Annotated in this window: 9 protein-coding genes and 1 pseudogene; 4 read left to right on the plus strand and 6 right to left on the minus strand. The window is 59.6% G+C overall.

Going from position 1 to position 16,821, the window contains the following annotated elements:
• From BM017_RS28980 to BM017_RS27995, 5 genes and pseudogenes are all read right to left on the minus strand, one after another.
• Positions 1-3,382 (minus strand): neuraminidase-like domain-containing protein (locus BM017_RS28980; RefSeq protein WP_139216883.1); only part of this gene is annotated, 3,382 nt, incomplete at its 3' end.
• A 12-nt stretch (positions 3,383-3,394) separates the two neighbouring features.
• Positions 3,395-6,607 carry a Tc toxin subunit A gene (locus BM017_RS27980; protein ID WP_092250605.1) on the minus strand — a complete coding sequence of 1,071 codons (3,213 nt, stop codon included), beginning with the start codon at positions 6,605-6,607 and terminating at the stop codon, positions 3,395-3,397.
• 214 nt (positions 6,608-6,821) lie between these two features.
• Positions 6,822-7,117: pseudogene (locus BM017_RS27985) on the minus strand (zinc-binding dehydrogenase); the annotation flags it as partial.
• 16 nt (positions 7,118-7,133) lie between these two features.
• A complete protein-coding gene (locus tag BM017_RS27990) occupies positions 7,134-8,960 on the minus strand; it encodes a CocE/NonD family hydrolase (RefSeq protein WP_092250743.1) in 1,827 nt (608 codons plus the stop codon).
• Between the two features lie 47 nt (positions 8,961-9,007).
• Positions 9,008-10,429, minus strand: coding sequence for a YfcC family protein (locus BM017_RS27995; RefSeq protein WP_078049506.1), 1,422 nt, complete (start codon positions 10,427-10,429; stop codon positions 9,008-9,010).
• Positions 10,430-10,733: 304 nt separating this feature from the next.
• Between BM017_RS27995 and BM017_RS28000 the strand changes: the two genes are divergently transcribed.
• Together BM017_RS28000 and BM017_RS28005 are read left to right on the plus strand one after the other, a co-directional pair.
• Positions 10,734-11,960 carry an OprD family outer membrane porin gene (locus tag BM017_RS28000; protein WP_371914607.1) on the plus strand — a complete coding sequence of 409 codons (1,227 nt, stop codon included), beginning with the start codon at positions 10,734-10,736 and terminating at the stop codon, positions 11,958-11,960.
• Positions 11,961-12,032: 72 nt separating this feature from the next.
• Positions 12,033-12,938, plus strand: coding sequence for a LysR family transcriptional regulator (locus tag BM017_RS28005; protein ID WP_092250611.1), 906 nt, complete (start codon positions 12,033-12,035; stop codon positions 12,936-12,938).
• Between the two features lie 2 nt (positions 12,939-12,940).
• On the opposite strand, the gene BM017_RS28010 is transcribed toward BM017_RS28005, so the two are convergent.
• Positions 12,941-13,843 carry a LysR substrate-binding domain-containing protein gene (locus BM017_RS28010; protein ID WP_092250614.1) on the minus strand — a complete coding sequence of 301 codons (903 nt, stop codon included), beginning with the start codon at positions 13,841-13,843 and terminating at the stop codon, positions 12,941-12,943.
• Positions 13,844-14,016: 173 nt separating this feature from the next.
• Here BM017_RS28010 and BM017_RS28015 point away from each other — a divergent pair, with 173 nt between their 5' ends.
• Positions 14,017-15,279 (plus strand): dicarboxylate/amino acid:cation symporter, encoded by a 1,263-nt coding sequence (locus BM017_RS28015; RefSeq protein ID WP_092250617.1) that lies wholly within the window; start codon positions 14,017-14,019, stop codon positions 15,277-15,279.
• Positions 15,276-16,727 (plus strand): cysteate racemase, encoded by a 1,452-nt coding sequence (locus tag BM017_RS28020; protein WP_092250620.1) that lies wholly within the window; start codon positions 15,276-15,278, stop codon positions 16,725-16,727. Before BM017_RS28015 ends, BM017_RS28020 begins: the two co-directional genes overlap by 4 nt.
• Positions 16,728-16,821 lie beyond the last annotated feature (94 nt).

Below are 16,821 nucleotides of genomic sequence, written 5' to 3' on the forward strand. Positions count from 1 at the left end.
CGACGGCCAAATCATAGAGTTGGTAATACAGCGCCGCGAGGCGGCCGGCCTGCCAGTTGAAGAGCGTCTGGCTGTTGAAGCGGGTGCTCAGCGTATCCAGGACCGCTTGGTTATAGGCCTGTTCCCGTTCTGTTTGCGCCGACTGTTTGTTCGCCATGGTGATCTGTTCCGTTGCTGAAAGGATCTGCGCGTCCAGTTGGGCAATGTCATGCGCGCTCTGGTCACGCAGGGCCTGCCACTCTTCGCGTCGGCGTGCATATTGCTCGGAAGCCTCGAGTTTGTTGGCTTTGCCGTTGTTGGATTGCGCATCCAGCTCCAGCACCTTTGCCGCCGCTTGGGCCAAGCCGCCAAACTCCTTGTAGCCGATGCCGTAGGCCATGCCAGCTGTGAAATGGGTTGGGATCTGGTTTAAGAGGGCCGCGGTGGTGGTCAGTGCGCCGGCGCTGAGTTGTTTGTCATTGGCGCTGGTGCGCAAATCCATGGCGCGTTGTTCGTTGTCGGTGATATGCCGGTCATACAAACCCTTGTAATGCAGTTGACGCTTCTTAACGCCGGCTAGGCTCGCCTGCAACGAGGCCAGGTTGTGTTCCAGTGACGCGATGTTCGCCAGATGCACTTCGTTGGCCATACCCAACAAGGCGCCCTGTTGGGTCTGTTGCAGTACCCCCAACGCATCGGCGTCGCGCCGCTCCAGGATGCCCTGCAAGTTGCTGCCAAACTGGATCACCTGTTGCACGGCCGTACGGGCGCGCTCCAGCAACAGCGGGAAGCGTTGGCTCCAAAGGTCCAGGCCGGCCATTGAGGGCGCCGGGTCGCTGCCATCCCCGGCTTGACGGGCCTGCTGCAGGGCGGTGGGGGAGACGGGTTCTTCGAACAGCCGCAAAATCAACGGCTGGCCGTCAAGTGAGAGGTTATTGCGCAGGTTGAACAGACGCTGCTCCACCCGCCGCCAGTAATCCAGCAAGGCGTCATCGAAGGGTGCCTTGAACGGGCCGTTGGTCACTTGGATCTGCCCAACCAGGCCGGGTGCCAGTGCCTTGGGGTTGTCATCGAACAGCTTTTCCAGGCGTTTCAGTGACACGCTGTTTTCGACACTCGCCTGACCCAGCGTCGGATCAGCCCAGTTCAGCAGCAGCGGCATGGCTGGCCGCTTACCCAGCAGTTGCAGGGCCTGGATATACCACATCTTGGCTTCGGTCAAACTGTCACGGTTTTGCTGGCGGTACAGATGGTCGCCCCGTGCGAGCAACAGTTCCAGCCAACGCAGGTACACGGCCAGCTTATAGTGCATGGGGTCGTTGGCGGCGATCAGGTCTGGGTCATAGGTGTTTTCCGGCGAGGAAGTGTTCCAGGTGGTGTCCTGCTGCAATGGCTGGACGTTCCAGAAGCGCGGTGTGCTGCCGATCATGTCGAGACTGCCGTCTTCCTTGCGATAGCCGGCGGGATTGAAAATGCGCTTGAACCAGCGCTCGGCCTCGTCGAAACGCTGCTCGGCCAGCAGCCGATTGGCGATCAGGAAAGGCACGTGGAAAAACAGCTCCCAGGTATATTGGCCTATGCCACCTTCGAAGCGCATGGGGGTATTGATGATTGTGCCGCCCCAATTCGATCCACTCGGGTCGACAGGGATGGCTTGCGTGTTCCAAGAAAGCAGCACGTCGGTGCCTTCCTGCATCCGTTGTTCCAGTAGCGGCCCTCCAAGGGTCGTCATCACATGCTCGGCACCGCCGTTGGTTCCGTTGGATCGTAGGTGAAAGATTTGACTGTGTCCCAAGCGCTTGGGAGAAGTCACCATCCACCAGTTGACGTTCGGCGTGAAGTTCGTGATTTTTGCGGGTTGATCGAAAACCGCTCGCACGAGAGGGACATCGTAGACAATACGCTCACTGTATTCGGGGAAGGTAGTTATCAAAAATAACCTAATCGTTATACCGTGATTCGACGCTATGACTTGCTGGCTATAACCTGTTGGCAAACGCACTCTTTTATTTGCATTCGTGCGGATCTCTATAGACGAATATAGAGGTTCAATGCCGCCGCCTTTTGTCAATGTAACAAAGTACGCATGGTCGTCGTGATTCTTGGGGGTAGATGTAAAAGACAATGCTCCACTCGTTATTCTAAAGTCAGTAAGAGTGGCGGTGTTGTCCTCGGCTCTCGCTGATGCCGCTACCGTCAAGGTATCAATCGGGGGAGCCAAGCGAGCTTGGTATTTAAGTGGTGGAAACACTGGGTAGTTGGTATGCGTGGTGACGGATTCAATGTCATAGTTGAAATTGAACTCCCACGACTTACCGGGCGAGTCGATATGTTGTAGAAGTTTGTTTAAAAGACATAAGTAGCGCACGTTGGTGTTTGTTTCCTGTTGAACGAAAAACACACCCAATGGCCGATCTGCTGAGCTCCCTTCCTCTCTTAGTTCTGCTGCAAACAAACGTGTAGGGCTGACGAGATCCGTAGAAGGAATTAAATGTTCCAATGGATAGCTACGCTGCGCCCATTGACCATTTGCCTGCAACGAAGCGAGGTGCAGCTCCCACGAGACAATTTCCCATGCCCGCACATCGTTTTCCGAACTACTGGCTTGATCAACCTGCAGTTTACGAATCTTTTTGTGTAACCACATCACATGGACCCGGTGATTGAAGTACACAATCGCTGGATCACCTTCTGCTTTGATAGGCACTTGGATCCTGGACCACTCACTCCAGGCCACAGGATTACGCAATCGACCGTTGACTCCGCCGCTGCTGCCATCAACATAGCGCCAGTAGTAGTCGCCATCCTGATCAAGCGAGCGACCCAAGAAATAGACCGGTGTGTCGCTCACATCCGGCTCGGCCTGGTAGGCGCTGAACGACCTGATATCCAGCACAGCCCGCAACTCCCCCACATAATCGCGCATCGCCTGCTCGACCCGCTCTTCGGTCACCCGTCCCTGGTTGATGGTCTGCTCCAGGTTTTTGAACAGCGTGGTCTTGCGGTAACGCAGTGCCGGGTCCAGATAACTGGCCGGGTAGTGCAGCAAGAGTTGCAACCCGGCCCAAGTGGCATAACGCTTGTTGTAGGCGTCCCACTGGTCCAGGTAGCGGCCGGGGCGCGAAGCCTCTGCCATGGCGGGTAGGCTGACGCCGGGTTCCAGGTACTGGCGACAGCGATGGATATACAGCTGAACGCTGGCAATCGCCTCGGCAATCCGGCTGGTCGTGACCTGGCCGCTCACCTGCGGGTCCAGCAGCAGGTACTCGTAAAGGTCGTCGGCCGTTTTGATGTTTGTGGCGAGAGTACCCAGCCCACGATCAGGAATGACGTACTGCAGGTAGTAGCTCACCAGCGCATCGCGCTTGGTTTGGTTGAGCGAGTTTTCCAATGCGCTATTCATGATGCCTCCGGTTCAGGCGTGGGCAGCGGCGAGGATATTGGCAGCGAATTGTTCAAGCGTATTCTGATCGGGTATCAGTCCGGCCAACAGATCCAGGAGGCTCAGATCCGTCGGGGCCTGGCCCAGCTTCTGCCCCAGTTGCATGCGCGCGACGAGCGGGTACAGCTCACGAAAGCTCCTGGGCGAGACGCCTAGTGATTCCATGCAGCCGAGTACCTGGATTTTGTCCCAGCCATGTAACAGCGCAAGCTCCTGTGCTATGTCCGCGGGCGCCGTCCACTCGCCGGCCGCAGCGCGCTGCAAATACCGCCGCCCTTCGGCCACCGGCAGTACCAGCAATTTCTGCCAGTGCCGGTAGCGTGACAGCAGCAACAGCAATGGCAGGTCAGGAAGCGGCGGCAATAATTCGCCGGTCAGCAGCGAACGGGAAGGGCGCGGCATGATGAGTGCCAGGTCCTGCTCGCTGAGTTGCGCCCAATGGCACAGCAGGGCGAACTGGGCAATCAGGTTTGCATATTGCACCAACTGTGGGAGATCAGATTCCAGGGTAGATAACCCCCTCACCGGGCTACTGTAATAGGCTTGGATCTGATTCCAGAAGGTCAACACCGAGTAGCCGGTAAATGCCGGATTCATGCGAGCGGCAACGGCATCCATCCATTCGATCAGACGCAGGGACGTGCTCGGTTTCAAACCAAACTGCGCACCGATGTGCCGACACAGCAGTTCGAACAGCGCCTGCTCGCTGCGAGTATCACCGGGTTGTCCACTGAGTGTGCTGTAGATGTTCTGCAAAAAGCCTTGCAGCTCCGGTGTCGCGACCTGGCGGTAGTCGCGAGAGGTCATCACAATCAGACGGGCGGCATCCAGACCTTCGCGCCGCATCCAGTCCACCAGGTAACCCGTGCGTTCCAACGCCGCGAGCGCTGCCCCCACCGGACGCTCTTGCTGGCTGAGACTCTGAGCGATCACTCCCGGTGCATCCAGCAGATTCCACAACTGCAATGCTTCGTCCGGAGCCAGCCCAAACAGGCGTGGGATCGCCACCAGCCGATAGAGTGCGTCTACATGCGTTATATTCAGGGTGGGCAGGACATAGCCGATGGCGCCCCCATTATCGATGACTCCAGGCAGCAAGCGGGCCAGCATGATGAGCACATCGGCACTGATGCCCAACCCTCGGCACAATATGGCGCGTGCCGCCTGTGAAGGTGCGTCGTCGCGCGGTGGCGACAGGAACAGGCGCGTACTGAGAAAATCGTCGTTTCCAAACAACTCCCGGAAAAACGACTGCTCGCCCGGGCGGTGGTAGGTGTTGATCGAGCCGATACACGCAACGAAGGCATTGACGGAAAAACCGTAGCGTTCACGCAGCGGCAGGTAGACGGCCAAGGCTTGGAGTGGCCGGGTCAACGGGTAATCGGAGAGGTTGACCGCCGCCGCCACGATCAACCAATCGAGCTCTTCGAAGGTTATCCCGACGCGCCGCTGAAGCCGGATCACGCGATTGAGCCGTTCCAGATTTTGACCATGACGGTTGTACAGCCTGCTGGTCGCCGGGTTGTTGGCAGGCGGCGTCGCGGGGTGCCCTGCCCGTGTTCCTACGTACGCATACAGAGGGGGGTCGGGGTTGACGTCACTATCCCAGCCGTGAATGTAGCGGGCGCCGTACTTCTGCGGGGCAATCAACGGCCACTCCAGGGAGATTGGGCCGTTTGATACATATTGCCGAGGCCTGGGTCGGTAGGGGGGGGAATACCCAAGAACAAAGGTTAGAACAAAATCAGATCGGCTCAGCACTCCTGAGTCGATATCCAAGGTTATTCTCACTTCTCGCGTCACTCCTGCCGGCGTGCCGTTACTCCAATGGATCATGGGGTCGTCACTCGTGACCGATTCGTTTCCCCAGCGCATTTCAATAAAGAGTGACGCATCGTCCATATATGAATAGGTGACGGTATGCCGGGCATTTACCTGAGCCACCCAAGTAATCTGATCAGCCTCCCTATCTATTCTCATGTCGTAGATCGTGACTAAAGAATAGCCACCATCATCAGGCGAGTGATCGATCCTTAGTTCTACCGGTTTACGGTATTCGAGTGTGCGATCGCCCACATCTCTCTGAATGGCACCCACACCCAGTGCCTGCATCAACGTCTCCTGGTCCAGCTGAGTACGTTCCAGCAAGGACCGATCCTTCTGGATCGCTGTAATAGCGGCCTCCGACCCCACATGCGTCATGTCCGCAATTCGGCTCAAACCGTAGTATCGCCCGACTGTGGCCTGGGTGTTCTGCATGCCCTGCGTCAGTATCCCGAACTCCTCAGGCGATAACGCCAGCCGATCGCGCACGCAGCCCGGGGTCAGTACTTGGGTGATCCATGCATCAAAGGGGATAGATGAGAACGCGCGCGCTTCGTTATCGCCCAGCGTGGCCCATATTTCGGCTTGCGAACTCTTCAAGGCAGCCAAGCCCTGGCGGATCTGCTCGCTGGCATGGTTGTAAGGCAAGATCATCGGAAAAACCTTGGTACGCAGCTGTTCCTCGGCATCCCCCACCACGCCTTGCTCCAATACCTCCAGGATCAGGGTCAAGGTGGATATTTCTTGGTTCAGGTGGGTGTCACTCAACGGCAGGCGATTCAGGTCGGGGCGCCGCTTGTCCAGCTGCAAGCCGTGGGTGGCGGGATGCAACGGTTTGGCGACCCGGTACAGCGTCGTCAGGTAACTGCCAGGGGAAAACAGCGAGCCCACCGAATCGGGATGGGCATAGAGCAGGTTCCGGCCGAACCAATCTTGATAATTGCCGCTGGAGCCGATGGCGCGATCCAGCCACTCGGCATCATAGGCAATGCCCAGCTTGGCGATGGCCTGGGCGATCGGCTCGCCGCGTGCGGTCAACTGGCGATGCAACCGGGTCAAGGCTGCGGCGTGGGCTTCGGCCTGTTCAAAAAACTGTTGCGCCGCAGCCCGCTCGCGCTTCGCGGTTTTCTTTCCCAGATAGTTGGATATCGTCTCGGCACGGCCCTTACGGACGACGTCGAACACTGACTCGTAGCCCCGCTCGGCCAGTTGCTGGCGAAACGCTTTGATCTGAGCCACATCACTCTCGGGGGGCGGGGTGACTGCCGGTTGCGGCTTGTTTGCTGTCTTTACTGTCTTGTGGATGCGTGCGGGCGGCTTGGTCTTCGCTGCAGTAGCGCTGGGTGCGCTTTTCTTTGCCATACGTTTCTCCTGACGTACAACATTGCGCACACTGCGGTGGACCGTGCATTGAGTGGGTAATATAAAGTAATAGACGATTTGTTTAAGAGAGCAAGACGAGGCCGTTTCTGGTCCTTCACTTAACAGTAAGCCTCACCGATGTGTTCTTTATGAACCGGCAGCACGGCGATCTCGTAAATCATGGCGTTGCTTCCTGAGTGGGCACGACGGCTATCGCGTTCTTGCCCCAGGCCTGGACCAGGTTCCGCGGCTGCGCTATGTCCATGATCGAGGCCGTGAACGCGTGTGGCCGCCGATGGTATCGAACACCACATCAACGCCGCGCCCGTCCGTTTCCCGCAGGATGGCGTGAACGTAATCTTCCTTTTCGTAGTCGATGATCACATCGGCGCCCATGCGTTGTGCGAACTCAATATTGGCTTCACGCACGGGGGGGAACACCCTGGCGCCGATGGCCTTGGCCAGATGGATCGCCACATGGCCGACTCTGCCGGCGCCGCCATGTATCAGAGTTTTGATCCGCCTCCTATAGCGCACTGTTCACGATCGTGAGTATCAAACGGCTCGGATGCCCGGCGCCGATATGCACGGTATTGCGCGCCACCTGCGGATGCTCGCCCATGCCTTCGGCCTCGCCACTGTTGGGGTTTACATCGAAGCGCGGAAAGTTGCTGCTGGCGATATCCAGGCGCAGGCGGTGGCCACGCTTGAACAGGTTGCAGGTGGCGAAGGGTTCGATCACCACCTTGAACGGCTCTCCCGGCGTGAGCGGAGCCGGGTGTTCCCACGAGTCGCGGTAGCGACACCGGATAATCCCGTCGGTGATATTCATGGCGTACCCCTGCGGGTAATCGCCGCTCGGCGGGTAGACGTCCACCAGCTTGGCGGTGAAATCGGTATCCGGCGCACTGCTGTGCACCCACAGTTCGACTTTCACCGGGCCGGCGACCACCCAGTCGTGCTCAAGCGGTTGGGTTTCGAAGCTCACTACGTCATCTCGGTCGCACAGTGCCGAGTGGTCACCCCGGGTGCCGAAAAAGTCCGGGCTTTCGATCTGGTTGAAAGCGCCACCCACGAACACCGGAGCGCCAGACGTCAACGAGCCGCCAATGGTCGGCACCGGGTGGGCGGGATCGCTGAAGTAGCTCAATGAACTGGGCGGCCCCACAGGAGCGAGCGGCGAAAGGGCTTTTTGTGGTGTCAGGTAGAGGTTCAGCTGTTGGCTGCCCGCGAGCGGCCAACACGGCGACTTGAGCCAACGCCCGCCATGCTCCAGCCGACCCTCTGCATTTTTTCGGCCGCTGCCGCCCCCCATCAGGAACACATCGACCTGATGGGTGGCGTGCCGTCCGGCGTCGGTCGGTTTGAGCCAGCGTTGCATCCATTCCACTCGGCAACTCAACCAGTCTTCGCCCAGGTTGCCGTCGAAAGGCGCGGCGTTGCCAAATTCGGCGTTGCCGCTGTAGCTGATGTTGCGGTCACCGTGCAGCCACGGGCCCATGATCAGTCGTTGAGGTGACTGCTTGCGTGCGGTGAACGCCGTGAAGTTGTCCAGCGTGCAACTGACATAGGCGTCGTACCAACTGGACATGAACAACACCGGGATGTCCGGGATCTGCTCGTAGAAACCTTCAGCGTAGATACCCAGTTGCTTCCAGTACTGGTCAAAGTCACCGTGGGACCACTGCTCGAACAGGTAGTTTTCATACTCCGGTACATGGCGCAATGGCGAATGCCCAGGGCGCCACGGCATGCGCGCAAACCAATCGAGAATGTCTTCCTGGGCCAACGCCTCTCGCAACTGCGGGTCGGCCTGCACGGCGGCGCTTTGCTGGGCTTGCTTGTAGGCCCAGGTCGCTTGCTTGAGTTCGAACGCGCCGCCCTGGCGAATGCCGCACTGGTAGGCGTTAGCGAACCCCCCCGAGTCCAGCACCATGGTCTTGAGACCTGGCGCATTGCAGCAGGCCATCGCCATCTGCGTGTGCGCTGCATAGGACAGGCCCATGCTGCCGATGTGGCCATTGCACCAGGGCTGTTCGACGATCCAGCGCAAGGTGTCGTAGCCGTCTTCGCCTTCATTGATGTATTTGGTGAACACGCCTTCGGAACGGTAACGCCCGCGACAATCCTGGAAGATCGCCACAAAGCCCTGCTCGGTAAAAGCTGCGGCCATTTGCTCGCGGGTAAGGTGCAGCCCGTCCAGGCGTTTTTCCGAGCGTGAGGGGCCGGATTTGTCGTAGGGCGTGCGCTCGATGACAACCGGCCAGGGCCCGGTGCCCAGCGGTAGATAAATGTCGGTGGCCAGGCGCACGCCATCGCGCAGGGTGATCATCTGGTTGCGTACAATGTGCATGTTTTCGAATGCGGGGTGGGTCATGACAAAGCCTTGGTCAGTCGAATTCAATAGCCGGTGAGGGCGGCGCAGGCGAGCAGGAGCAACGCCACCGCGGTGCAGATCAGGAACAGCGGCAGCACAAACCGAGCCCACTGCACCCAGCCCACATTGGCCGCAGCAAGCAGTACCAGCAGGCCGCTGGAAGTGGGCGTGATCATGTTGGTCAAGCCGTTGCCCAGCAGGAAGGCATACACCGTGGTCTGCGGGCTCACGCCGGCCAGTTGGCCCAGCGGACCGAAGATCGGCATCGTCACGGCGGCCTGCCCGCTGGTGGATGGAATCACCACATCCAGGCTCATCTGCGCGAAGAACATGCCGAACGCCGCAGGCAGTTGGCCGTGCTGGCCAATGATCTGCGACAGGCCGTGCACGATGGTGTCCAGCACCTGGCCGCTGGCGAGGATCGACTCCACGGCCGTGGCCAGTGCGATCAGCACGCCGGCCATGAGCATCTTGTTCATGCCTTCGACAAAGGTGCTTGCCGTGGTGCTCGGGCTCATGCCTGCGATGGCGGCGAAGACGATGGTCAGCGCCAGGTAATACGAGGACAGCTCGGGGTACTTCCAGTGCCAGGTGTTGGAGGCGTACACCAGGAAGCCGACCCCAACCCCCAGTGTGATCAGGCTGAGAGTGTGCCGCACGGAGAGTTTTTTGCCCGAGTGGGAAAATGTGGCCGAGGTATCGAAGCCGCTCCGGCGGATGTAGAACAGGATGTAGCCCACGGCCAGCGTGACAAAAATGAAGTACGCGACGATGCGCATGCTCAGCCCGCTGAACACTGGCAGGCCGACCAAGGGTTGCGCGACAGACAGCGCGATGGGGTTGGAAATCGAGCCCATGTACCCCGTCTTTACCGCCAGCGCGACGATTGCCAAGCCGACGATGTTGGGCAGGCCCAGGCGGTTTGCCATGGCCACCATCACGGGCACGAACATGATGTATTCCTTCGCCAGCCCCATGAAGGTGCTACCTGCCGACAATGCGAGCATCAGGGTTGGCACCAGAATGTAGACGTTGCCTTTGGTGGCACCGAGCAGTCGGTCCAGGCCGGCATCGATGGTGCCGGTCTTGTTCAGCACGGCAAACATGCCACCGATGAACAGCACCATGAAAATCAGCCCGGCGCGTTTCTCGATGGCCAGGGGAATGGCCAGAAAGGTCTCGGCCAGCGATACCGGTTGTGCCACGGTTTTATTCGACGAGCGCGGCGGCAGGGCGAAGAGTTGGCTGAGCGAGGTGTCTTTTTCCAGTACCTGATAGGTCCCGGGAATCACGCGGACGTCTTGGCGTTCAAACTGGCCGGAGCGCACCACATAAGTCAGCACCATGGCCAGAAACACAATGCTCAGCAAGATGATTGCCGGGTTGAGTTGGCGGGTGTTTTTGGGTGGCGCGGTGTCGGTGACTGTTGGCGCAGTGGATGACATAGCGGTGCTCTCATCTTTTTTTTATGGGAATAGCCAACGGCTACATCGGCACAGTAGGGCAATCATAAATACCTCACAACGTTATGAAGAACGCGTATTGGGCTATGCGTTTCAAGGTGTTGTCGGGTTATCTGTCATAGCCTGATGCGCTTTTGTCATAAGCTTGTCGCCCCTGTTTTAATTCGATAGCGTTGTTTGCTCATTCAGGTCATTAACACCCAAGAGCATCGGCCAGGAAATACTTGGTCAAGCAACTTTTCTTACTCTCTGCCGCAAAAAATAAAACACAGCTGAGGGCTTTAACATGCGTGCGTTTATAACGACCGGCGGGCTTTTGTGCGCCAGCTTAATGGTGCCTGGTATATCAAGCGTGCGCGCCGAAGGTTTCCTCGAGGATTCCACCGGCCACCTTGCGTTGCGTAATTACGCCTTCAATCATGACAACCGCAGCGGCGGCAACGACCGTGTCGAATGGGCACAGGGGTTGTTGCTGACGATGCGTTCCGGATTCACGCCCGGGACCGTCGGGTTTGGCCTTGACACCCTGGGCCTGCTGGGGCTGAGGCTTGACTCCAGCCCTGCACACGCCGGTACAGGCCTGTTGCCAGTGCATGATGATGGCCGCGCCGCCCGTGATTTTTCCAGCCTAGGCGTGACCGGCAAGCTGCGTTTTGCCGATGTCGTGGTGAAGACGGGCACGTTGTTGCCCAAGAACCCGGTGGTCAGTTACAACGATGGGCGTTTGCTGCCACAGACATTCCAAGGCACGCAGTTTGAATACACCGGTATCGAACATCTATTTGTGCAAGGTGGGCGACTGGATCAATCAAAGTTGCGTAACTCCAGCGATAACGTCGATCTGATACCGAGCGGTTACAAAGGTCCGAAGCATGGTGATTTTTACTTTGTGGGTGGTACGTATGCACTCAATAAAACGATCAGCCTGTCTTATTACTACGGTGAACTTGAAAACTTCTATCGCCAGCACTTTTTCGGGGTTGTGCATAAAGTGGCTGTCGGGCCAGGTCACTTGACGACGGACGTGCGTTATTACAACAGTCTTGAAACGGGGGCGGCCTATAACGGTGCTGCGGACGCCGACATGTTCAGCGGCTCCTTGAGTTATCGGCTCGGCGGGCATACGTTCGGAGGCGGCTATCAGCAATTGTCCGGTAACGCCGCATTGCCCTATTTGAATGGTGCGGCCACCACGTCCTTTACCAGTCCGGGCGTGAGCAAATTCATCCTGGAGGATGAGAAAACCTGGATGCTGCGCTACGACTATGACTTTTCCGCCCTGGCGATCCCGGGCTTGAGTTTCATGGTCCGCTACTACAAAGGTTTCGACGCCAAGTATTCCGGCAAACCGGCCGATGAGCACGAGCTGGATACCAGCCTCAAGTACGTGATCCAGGACGGCACGTTCAAAGGCCTGGGGGCAGAATTTCGCAACACGGCGTACCGCTCCAATGTGCTCACCAGTTGGGACTACAATCGCCTGTACCTGACCTACGACATCAAGCTCTGGTAGGGCTGCAAAGCTGGACGCCGCCGGTGTTGCCAGCGGAAACTGCGCCCAGTCGTGTCTGCTTGGAGCCCGAGCGTGAATCTCAAACAACTGGAAGCGTTCCAGGCCATCATGTCGACCGGTTCGACCATCGATGCCGCCACGCGCATGGGCTTGTCCCAGTCGGCCATCAGCCGTTTGCTCAGCCAGCTCGAAGAGTCACTGGGCTTTGCCTTGTTCCTGCGCAGGAAGGGCAGGCTGACGCCGACCTCCGAGGCCGAGGCGTTTTTGCCGGAGGTGTCGGGGCTGGTCGACAACATGCAACGCGTCCAGCGCATGGCCGACGACCTGCGCCTGGGGCACGCTGGCCGGGCGCTGCTGCGTGTGGCGGTGCCCACCAGCATGACCCACCAATGGTTGCCCCGTGTGGTTGCCGAATTCATGCAGGGCCGCGACGACCTTGTTATCGAACTGGTCACCGGTTCCTACGATGCGCTTGAGCGCGCGGTGCTGGACCGCAGCGTCGATTTTGCCTTTGTGCGCCTGCCCACCGAATTGCCGGGCTTCGACGTGGTGCCGGTGTTGCAGGTGCAAGGCGTATGCGTGCTTCCCCAAGCGCACGCGCTGTGCGAAAAGCGCGTTATCCAGGTGAGTGATTTGCGCGGTGTGCCGCTGGTGCTGCTGGGCCGCCAGCGCAACCTGCGCACGGAGCTTGACCAGGTGTTTCGGCAGGCGTCCATTCTTCCCAACGTGCGCATGGAAGTGCATTCGGCAGGTGCCGCCTGCGCTTTCGTCGCCGAGGGCATCGGCGTGTCGATCATCAACGAATTGCTGGCCAATGATTTCTTGGACTTGCCGATCGTGACGCGGCCTTTTCTACCGGTTTTGCCGTATTCATTCGGCCTGGTTTTTCGCAGTGATGTTCCCCGTACGGCCCTGGCGCAAGCGTTCTCCGATTTACTTGCCCAGCGTTTGCGAATGGCGATGCCGCAGGTGCATTGACGTCAGCGCAGCCCTTCCAGCGTGCGCCACAACTTCCTCATCGTTGGGTTCTGGTTTTCAATCGCGCAGTACGAGCGAATCTCCAACCGCGTACTCCACGCCTCGCCACCCGCCCGCACCAGCAGCCCACGCTCCAACTCATCCACCACCGCGCTCTGTGGCAACCACGCCACACCGTAACCTTCGATAGCCATGCGCATCAGCAGCATGGCCATGTCGGCTTCGTAGCAGCGCTCCAGCACGGCGGGTGCAGGGCCGTTCTTGATCACGATTTCCGCGACCCTGCCCAGGAACGTGGTGGCCGTGTAAGCCAGATGCGGGACGGGTTTTCCGGTGCTCCCCGGCAGGCGATACAGCGGTCGGCCGCGTTTGTCCGGCGCGCACAACGGAATAAACGCATCATGCCCCAGGGCCAGGCTGCCGAAGCGTTGCGCGTCCAGCAGGATCGGCGCCAGGGGATGGTGGTAGACGATCATCAAATCGCAACTGCCTTCTTCCAGCGCAATCACCGCGTCATGAATATTCGCTGCCACCACTCGTGCATTGAACTGCTCGGTCTGGCGCTGGAACTGCGTCAGCCACTTGGGCAGGAAGGTCATCGACAGGCTGTGTGCGGCGGTCACCTGGATCGAGCGCCCTGGCATGCGTTCCACTTCACGCAGGCTGGCGCGCAGGCGCATCAGGCCGGCGAGGGCGTCGCGGCTTTCGCTGCAGAAGGCGGCGCCTGCGGCGGTCAGTTGCACCGGGTAGGTGCCACGGTCGACCAGTTCGACGCCCACCCATTCTTCCAGTGAACGAATGCGCCGCGACAACGCCGATTGCGTCACGCAGCGCACTTCGGCGGCGCGGGAGAAATTTTTCCACTCGGCGATGGCCAAGAGGTCGTCCAACCATTTGATCTGCATGCCGGTTCTCCAGGCGATGAGCCCTGAGTGTATGCCGCCGCGCGCAGCCTGGGCTGGGCTTTCTGCAAACTATTCCAAAAGCGCATGGGGTTAGCTGGATTACTCATCATGGCGGCCGGGGTGGGTCCCTAGAATCCGCTCCATACAACAAAAGCCATCTGAGGGCCGCACCTGTGAAGAAGAACAAACTCCCCCGTCGAATCGCAGTTGGCATCGTCTTGGGCGTGCTGGTGGGTTGGGCATGTCACCACTATGCAGGAAGCGAGCAGGCCGCCAAGGTGCTGGCGGGGTACTTTTCGATGGTCACCGATATTTTCCTGCGCATGATCAAGATGATCATTGCGCCGTTGGTGTTCGCCACCCTGGTGGGCGGCATCGCGAGCATGGGCAGTTCGCACTCGGTAGGGCGCATCGGCTTGCGTGCGATGCTGTGGTTCGTCACGGCGTCACTGGTCTCGCTGATGCTTGGCATGGCCCTGGTCAATCTGTTCCAGCCGGGGGCCGGGCTGAACATGCAGGTGGTGCAACATGCGACGGCAGCGGTGCCGGTCAACACCGGGGACTTCAGCCTCAAGACCTTCATCAGCCACGTATTCCCGCGCAGCATTGCCGAGGCGATGGCCAACAACGAGATCCTGCAGATCGTGGTGTTTTCGCTGTTCTTCGGCTTCGCCCTGGCCGGGGTCAAGCGCGCCGGCTACACGCGCATCACCGACACCGTGGACGAGCTGGCCAAGGTCATGTTCAAGATCACCGACTACGTGATGGCTTTCGCGCCGATCGGCGTGTTCGCCGCGATTGCCTCGGCGATCACCACCAACGGCCTGGGCCTGCTGGCCGATTACGCCAAGCTGATTGCCGAGTTCTACCTGGGGATCGCCCTGCTCTGGGTGTTGTTGTTCGCCGCCGGTTACCTGTTTCTCGGACGCTCGGTGTTCACCCTCGGCAAGCTGATCCGCGGGCCGATCCTGCTGGCGTTTTCCACGGCCAGCAGCGAGTCGGCCTACCCCAAAACCATGGAGGCGCTGGAGAAGTTCGGCGCGCCCAAGCGAGTCTCCAGTTTTGTGTTGCCGCTGGGCTATTCGTTTAACCTTGACGGCTCGATGATGTATCAGGCGTTCGCGATCATGTTCATCGCCCAGGCCTACAACATCGACCTGAGCTTCACCCAGCAACTGCTGATTTTGCTGACGCTGATGATCACCAGCAAAGGCATGGCCGGCGTGGCGCGGGCGTCGGTCGTGGTGGTGGCGGCGACGCTGCCGATGTTCAACCTGCCCGAGGCGGGTTTGTTGCTGATCATCGGTATCGACCAGTTCCTCGACATGGCGCGCACCGCCACCAACGTGGTGGGCAACAGCATCGCCACGGCGGTGGTGGCCAAATCCGAGAGCGCGGAAGAACCCGCTGAACTGCCGCAGGGAGTGCACGCATGACAACCACCTCCCGGCTGGGCATCGTCGGCGGGCTCGGTTCGCTGGCGGGCGGCGATCTGTTCTACAAACTGGTCAAGTCCCGTGCCGTGCTGGAGGACCAGGGGCGCTATCACTTCCTGTTCGAGCAGCACCCGTTCAAGGATGTACTGCTGCCCCTGGACCGTAACGCGAGCATGACCGCGCGCAAGTTCTATGTGTTCCAGGTATGCAAGACCTTTGAAAACACCGGGGTGGATGCGGTGCTGCTGCCGTGTTTCGCCAGCCAGACCTTTCGCGCTGAAATCCAGCAGGAACTGGGCATTCCCGTGCTGGACATGATGCACGCGCTGGTCCGGCACATCACCCGTCGAATAGCGCCTGGCGCCACCCTCGGCGTGATCGCATCGGACTTCGTGCGTCACGGCGGCTTGTTTGAACAGCACCTCGGCCAGCACTTCAACCTGGTGTACCCGGAGGACCACGCCCAGGCCGCCTTGATGGAGGCGATGTACGGCGTCAACGGCATCAAGGACGGCCACCTTGACGGTGTGCCGCTGGAGTCGGTGTACCAGGCGTGCCTGTCGCTGCAAGGGCAGGGCGCCACGGTGATTGTGCCGGGCATGACCGAGCTGTCGCTGGTCTGCGGCGACCTGCAACGGCGTGGTATCAGCGCCCTCGACATCAACCAGATCTACGCCGAGTTCGCCACCCAGGCCGATGGCTCGGCGCGTCAGCCACCGTTCAAACTGGGCATCGTCGGCGGCGTCGGCCCGGCGGCTACCGTGGACTTCATGGGCAAGGTGGTCGCCCATACCCCGGCCGGCAAAGACCAGGACCACATCAAGATGGTGGTGGAACAGAACCCGCAGATCCCCGACCGCACCGCCAACCTGCTACGTGATGAAACCGACCCGACCCTGGCCCTGTACGCCACCTGCAAACGCCTGGAAAGCGCCGGCGCCCAGGCCATCGCGATTCCGTGCAACACCGCCCATGCGTTTGTCGAACGCATCCAGGCGCACCTGCGCGTGCCCATCGTCAACATGCTCAGCGAGACGGTGGAGTGGATCGTGCAGACCTACGGCAGCGGCCAGGCCGTGGGCTTGCTGGCGACGTCCGGCACCCTGCAAAGCCAGGTCTACCACCAGGCCGCGCGAGGCTGCGGCTTGCAACTCATCACGCCTGGCTTTGATTACCAGGCGCTGGTGATGGAGGCGATCTACGGCGAACGGGGGATCAAGGCGGGGTTTACCGCTGGCGTGTGCCGTGAGCAGTTGCTGCTGGCGGCAGAGCATCTGTGTGAACAAGGGGCGAAGGTGTTGATTCTCGGGTGTACCGAGTTGCCGTTGGTGCTGGCGCATTGCGAGGCGTTCGAGATCGGCGCCCACCGGGTCGCCCTGGTTGACCCCACGACGGTCCTGGCGCGCCGTTGTGTCAGCCTTTCGTCGGGAGCTCATCATGTCGGATAAAAAAATTTTGTGAGCGCCGCTTGAAAATATTCAGCCCGAACCTACTTAGGTTTTACGCGATGCCGAATGCGGGTCGCGTATCAAATCACTTGGA

The sequence above is a fragment of the Pseudomonas sp. NFPP04 genome, from assembly GCF_900113815.1.
Taxonomy (GTDB): Bacteria; Pseudomonadota; Gammaproteobacteria; order Pseudomonadales; family Pseudomonadaceae; genus Aquipseudomonas; species Aquipseudomonas extremorientalis.

Excerpts from the sequence above, each read along its gene's own strand:
- BM017_RS27995 (WP_078049506.1), bottom strand. The coding sequence starts at position 10,429 with ATGTCATCCACTGCGCCAACAGTCACCGACACCGCGCCACCCAAAAAC.
- BM017_RS28010 (WP_092250614.1), bottom strand. The coding sequence starts at position 13,843 with ATGCAGATCAAATGGTTGGACGACCTCTTGGCCATCGCCGAGTGGAAA.
- BM017_RS27980 (WP_092250605.1), bottom strand. The coding sequence starts at position 6,607 with ATGGCAAAGAAAAGCGCACCCAGCGCTACTGCAGCGAAGACCAAGCCG.
- BM017_RS28000 (WP_371914607.1), top strand. The coding sequence starts at position 10,734 with ATGCGTGCGTTTATAACGACCGGCGGGCTTTTGTGCGCCAGCTTAATG.
- BM017_RS27990 (WP_092250743.1), bottom strand. The coding sequence starts at position 8,960 with ATGCACATTGTACGCAACCAGATGATCACCCTGCGCGATGGCGTGCGC.
- BM017_RS28020 (WP_092250620.1), top strand. The coding sequence starts at position 15,276 with ATGACAACCACCTCCCGGCTGGGCATCGTCGGCGGGCTCGGTTCGCTG.